We start from the raw sequence: 234 nt of genomic DNA, 5'->3' as shown, positions 1-234 counted from the left end.
TGTTCCCGCTGTCAATGTAGCCACACCATTTGTGATACTGTCCAGCGTATTTCCGTTCAGCGTCAGCGTTACAGCTACATCCGCTTGCGCAGCTGTTTCTTTATCGAAGGCTGCTGTCGTCTGGCTCAACTGGCTGTCTTGCGCCGTTGTGTCGCTTACTGTTACCGCCAATGTCTGAGCAGCACCCGCGCTAAAGTTGAACGATAGGTTTGTCGTGCCTACAGACTGCTGTGC

Annotated in this window: 1 protein-coding gene; it reads right to left on the bottom strand. The window is 53.0% G+C overall.

Going from position 1 to position 234, the window contains the following annotated elements:
* Positions 1–234: X2-like carbohydrate binding domain-containing protein (locus FGT79_RS30830; protein ID WP_138756601.1), on the bottom strand; the 234-nt coding region annotated here is incomplete at both ends.

This window comes from Paenibacillus sinopodophylli (assembly GCF_005930355.1).
GTDB lineage: Bacteria > Bacillota > Bacilli > Paenibacillales > Paenibacillaceae > Pristimantibacillus > Pristimantibacillus sinopodophylli.
Note: the sequence above shows the minus strand (reverse complement) of the source record. Positions and strands in the feature narration are given on the sequence as shown.